At 72.8% G+C, this 4,652-nt stretch carries 4 protein-coding genes and 1 pseudogene; all 5 read left to right on the top strand.

Annotation, left to right across the window (positions count from 1 at the left end; translation table 11 throughout):
* Nucleotides 1-556: pseudogene (locus tag Q6969_RS13050) on the top strand (ABC transporter ATP-binding protein); the annotation flags it as partial.
* Nucleotides 553-1,383 carry an ABC transporter permease gene (locus tag Q6969_RS13045; RefSeq protein ID WP_317230819.1) on the top strand — a complete coding sequence of 277 codons (831 nt, stop codon included), beginning with the start codon at nucleotides 553-555 and terminating at the stop codon, nucleotides 1,381-1,383. The pseudogene Q6969_RS13050 and the gene Q6969_RS13045, both read left to right, overlap by 4 nt.
* 101 nt (nucleotides 1,384-1,484) lie before the next feature.
* Nucleotides 1,485-2,561 carry a sugar phosphate isomerase/epimerase family protein gene (locus Q6969_RS13040; RefSeq protein WP_317230818.1) on the top strand — a complete coding sequence of 359 codons (1,077 nt, stop codon included), beginning with the start codon at nucleotides 1,485-1,487 and terminating at the stop codon, nucleotides 2,559-2,561.
* Nucleotides 2,558-3,496 carry a biopolymer transporter Tol gene (locus Q6969_RS13035; protein ID WP_317230817.1) on the top strand — a complete coding sequence of 313 codons (939 nt, stop codon included), beginning with the start codon at nucleotides 2,558-2,560 and terminating at the stop codon, nucleotides 3,494-3,496. The genes Q6969_RS13040 and Q6969_RS13035 overlap by 4 nt, the downstream gene beginning before the upstream one ends.
* Before the next feature lie 270 nt (nucleotides 3,497-3,766).
* Nucleotides 3,767-4,652 (top strand): TerC/Alx family metal homeostasis membrane protein (locus Q6969_RS13030; RefSeq protein ID WP_317230816.1); only part of this gene is annotated, 886 nt, incomplete at its 3' end.

The raw sequence follows: 4,652 nt of genomic DNA, 5'->3' as shown, positions 1-4,652 counted from the left end.
CGTGGTGCTCGACGAGCCCTCGGCCGCGCTCGACATCCCCGGCCGTGCCGCCGTGCGCGAGGCCATCGCCGCCGTCCGCGACTCCGGGCGCACGGTGCTGCTCGCCTCGCACGACATGGAGGAGGTGGCGGCGCTCGCCGACACCGTGGTGTGCCTCGACCACGGGCGCGTGGTGGGCCATTGGACCGCCGCCGACTTCCGGGGGCTCGCGGGCATGCGCCGCGTCTCCTTCGACGCGACGCCGTCCGAGGCGCGCGAGCTCCGGTCGGCGGGTGCGGTCCCCGCGCCCGGGGAGGAGCCGCGCGAGGGCGAGCGGATCCGGTGGGTCGTCGACACGGACCGGTCGGACGCGGTCGCCGGTCTCGTGCTCGCCGCCGTCACGCGGCCCTCCCTCACGATCGTCGAGCCGGGGCTCGGCGAGATCGTCGAGCGCGTGCTGGCGGGCGGCGCTGCCGGGTCGGTCACGTCCTCGCCGCCGCGGGTACCGGCATCCTCGGAGGAGGGCTGCGGTGCCGTCCTCCCGGGCGCCGCCGATCCCGCGGGATGCGCCCGATGACCGCGTCCGCGTCCGCGTCCGCGTCCGCCTCCGCCTCCGCCTCCGCGGCGGAGCGGCCCTCGCCCGCACGCCCCACCGCGCGCCGGCGCCTCGCCGTCTACCGCGCGCACGTGGTGAGCGAGCTCGCCCAGAACGCGCGGATGCCCGCCTTCGTCCTCCCGCTGCTCGCGTATCCCGTGCTCATCTACGCGGTCGTCGGACTGCCGCAGGGCGGTTCCCCGAGCGCGCGGCTCAGCGTCCTGCTCGGCTACGTCCTCTTCTCCGTGCTCGGCACGGTCACGTTCCAGTTCGGCGTCGGGGTCGCATCGGCCCGGGAGTCGCCCTGGGAGCGGTGGCTGTTCACGGCGCCGGTGCCCGCGTGGATCCGCCTGGCCGCGAAGCTCACGGTGGCGTGCGTCTTCGGCATCGTGTTCGTGATCCCGGTGCTGGCGCTCGGCCTCACCGCCGGGGGCGTGCGCGTCGACGCGGCGACGCTCGCGGCCGTCGCGCTCGCCGTGCTGGCCGGCGCGGTGCCGATGGCGCTGCTCGGGCTCGCGATGGGCTACTGGTTCCCGGCCCGCGGAGCCCTCGGGCTCGCGAACCTCGTGTACCTGCCGCTGTCGTTCGCGGGCGGGCTGTTCACGGGCGGCGACACGAGCGGCACGCCCTGGGCCTCCCTCACGGTCCTGCTGCCGACGGGTGCCTGGAGCGCGCTGACGAGCGCCGCCGCCCGTCAGGACACGGCCGCGAGCGGCGTCCCGCTGCTCCTCCTCGCGGCGTGGGCGCTGCTCCTCGGCGGCATCACGCTGGCCGGCTACCAGCGCACGCAGTCGGCGAACTTTCGCTGAACCCGACCCGTGGCGGCGCGCGGCCCGGTGTGTACCGTGGATCCCACGCGCCGTCACCGGATCCGCGTCACCGTCACCGTCACCGCCGACGAGAGGGAGCCATGCCCCAGATCACCACCCCCGTAGCGCTGTTCACCGGCCAGTGGGCCGACCTGCCGCTGGAGGAGGTCGCCCGCCTGGCGAGCGGCTGGGGCTTCGACGCCCTCGAGATCGCCTGCTCCGCCGAGCACCTCGACGTGTGGCGGGCCGCCGAGGACCCGGCCTACCTCCGGGGTCGCCTCGAGATCCTCGAGCGGCACGGCCTGCAGGTGCACGCGCTGTCGCAGCACCTCACCGGCCAGGCCGTGTGCGACGAGCCCATCGACTTCCGGCACCAGGCCATCCTGCGCTCGAAGGTGTGGGGCGACGGCGAGGCCGAGGGCGTGCGCCAGCGCGCCGCCGAGGAGCTGAAGCTCACCGCGAAGGCGGCCGCCGGCCTCGGCGTCACGCGCGTCACCGGCTTCACCGGGTCCCGCATCTGGCCGTACGTGGCGATGTTCCCGCCCGTGCCGGAGTCGGTGATCGACGCCGGCTACCAGGACTTCGCCGATCGGTGGAACCCGATCATCGACGTGTTCGACGACGAGGGCGTGCGGTACGCGCTCGAGGTGCACCCGAGCGAGATCGCGTACGACTACTGGACCACCCGACGCACGCTCGAGGCCATCGGCCACCGGCCCGGCTTCGGTCTCAACTGGGACCCGAGCCACATGATGTGGCAGGGCATCGACCCCGTCGGCTTCCTCCTCGACTTCGCCGACCGCATCTACCACGTGCACGCGAAGGACACCCGCGTCACCGACGACGGCCGGGGCGGCCGGCTGGGATCGCACCTCAGCTGGGGGAACCCGCGGCGCGGGTGGGACTTCGTCTCCGTCGGCCACGGCGACGTGCCCTTCGAGCGGGCGTTCCGGGCGCTGCGCAGCATCGGGTACGACGGCCCCATCTCGGTGGAGTGGGAGGATGCGGGCATGGACCGACTGCACGGAGCCCCCGACGCCCTCGCGAAGGTCCGCTCCCTCCTCTGGCCGACGCCCGACAGCCTCTTCGACTCCGCCTTCGCCGCGAACCGCGACGACGCGGAGGGCGCGGCGGGCGCGGCGGCCGGGCGGCCCGACGGCACCGGATCGGCCGCGTGACGCTCCGCGACGGCCAGCTGGCCCGCCTCCTCGTGGTCGACGTGGAGACCGGCGCCGAGCGCATGGTCGCCGAGTCGGCCGTGCTGCACATCGAGGCCCCCAACTGGACGCCGGACGGGCGGTGGCTCGTCGTCAACGCGGAGGGCGGCCTGTGGCGGCTACCGGCGCCCGCGGCCGAGGAGCCGGATCCGGACCTGCCCGAGCCCGCGGTCGACTTCCAGGCGGTCGACCTCGGCGGCGTCCCGCCCATCAACAACGACCACGTCATCTCGCCCGACGGCGAGCACGTCTACGTCTCCGGGCGCGACGGTCACCTCTACGACGTCCCGTGGAACGGCGGCGCGGGAGGCGCGGGGCGGCGCATCACGGCGGACCGGGACCCGGCCCTCGGCTTCAAGAACTACCTGCACGGCGTCTCGCCCGACGGCACCGTCCTCAGTGTCATCTGCGGCCAGGTCGACGCCCGCGGCGAGTGGACCACGAACATCCACCTCGTGCCCGTCGACGGGGGTCCCACCACGCAGCTCACCGACGACGGCTTCCCCGACGACGGCGCCGAGTTCTCGCCCGACGGCGAGTGGCTGTACTACAACTCCGAGCGCGGATCCGACCTGCCGGGCCACGCCCAGCTGTTCACGATGCGCATCGACGGCACCGACGCGCACCGCTTCACCTCCGACGAGCGCGTCAACTGGTTCCCCCACCCGTCGCCCGACGGCGAGCACATCGTCTACGTGAGCTTCCCGCCGGGCACGCTCGGGCATCCCGCCGACCGCGACGTGATCCTCCGCCTCATCGACCGGCAGAGCCACCGCACGCGGGACATCGCGGCGTTCCCGGGCGGTCAGGGCACCCTCAACGTCACGAGCTGGGCACCGGACTCGCGCCGGTTCGCGTACGTGGCCTACCCCTTCGAGGCTCCCAGCCTCACCTGATGGCGCCGGCCGGGGTCGGCCCGGGGTCGGCCCGTGGTCGGCCGTGGCGAGCCGGGCAGGTCGCCCCGGGTCGAGCTCGACCTCGACGGCGACCCCTCGGCGGCGACACCCGGGCCGGGCACGCGCGGGCCGGGCGCGCCGATGCGCAGGAGCCGTCGAGCGTAGGCGCAGGCATTTCCCCGGGTTGGGGGGCGTCCCGCATGGGAACATGGGGCTTCCTCGCGCCACCCGCCGTCCCGATATCCCGTCGGCCTCATCCCGGAGACCCCCGTGAACATCACCACGACCACCTGGCTCATCACGATCGCGGTCACCATCGCGTTCTTCGTATACGAGTTCTTCACCCACGTGCGCAAGCCGCACGAGCCCACCATCGGCGAGTCCGCCCGCTGGTCGGCGTTCTACATCGGCCTCGCGCTGATCTTCGGCGTCGGCATCGGCTTCACGAGCGGGTGGGGCTACGGCGGCGAGTACTTCGCCGGGTACCTCACCGAGAAGGCCCTGTCGATCGACAACCTGTTCGTGTTCCTGCTGATCATGACCGGGTTCGCCGTGCCGCGGAAGTACCAGCAGAAGGTGCTGATGATCGGCATCGTCATCGCGCTCATCATGCGCGCCGGCTTCATCGCGCTGGGTGCCGCGCTCATCGAGAACTTCTCCTGGGTGTTCTACATCTTCGGCGCGCTCCTGTTCGTGCTCGCGTACCAGCAGCTGAAGGGCGACCACGGCGGCAACGCGGCGGACAACATGTTCGTGCGCGTCGCCCGCCGCATCCTCCCGGTGCACGACGAGTTCGTCGGCGACCGCTTCACCACGAAGATCGACGGCAAGCGCTTCGTCACCCCGCTGCTGCTGTGCGTCATCGCGATCGGCTTCGTCGACCTGGTGTTCGCGCTCGACTCGATCCCCGCCATCTACGGCCTCACGAACGAGGCGTACATCGTGTTCACCGCGAACGCCTTCGCGCTGATGGGCCTCCGCCAGCTGTACTTCCTCATCGGCGGCCTGCTCGAGCGCCTCGTGTACCTGTCGCAGGGCCTCGCGGTCATCCTCGCGTTCATCGGCCTCAAGCTGGTCCTGCACGCCATGCACGTCAACGAGCTGCCCTTCATCAACGGCGGCGAGCCGATGCTGTGGGCGCCCGAGATCCCGATCT

The organism is Clavibacter sp. MX14-G9D (assembly GCF_032917815.1).
GTDB lineage: Bacteria > Actinomycetota > Actinomycetes > Actinomycetales > Microbacteriaceae > Clavibacter > Clavibacter michiganensis_K.
Note: the sequence above shows the minus strand (reverse complement) of the source record. Positions and strands in the feature narration are given on the sequence as shown.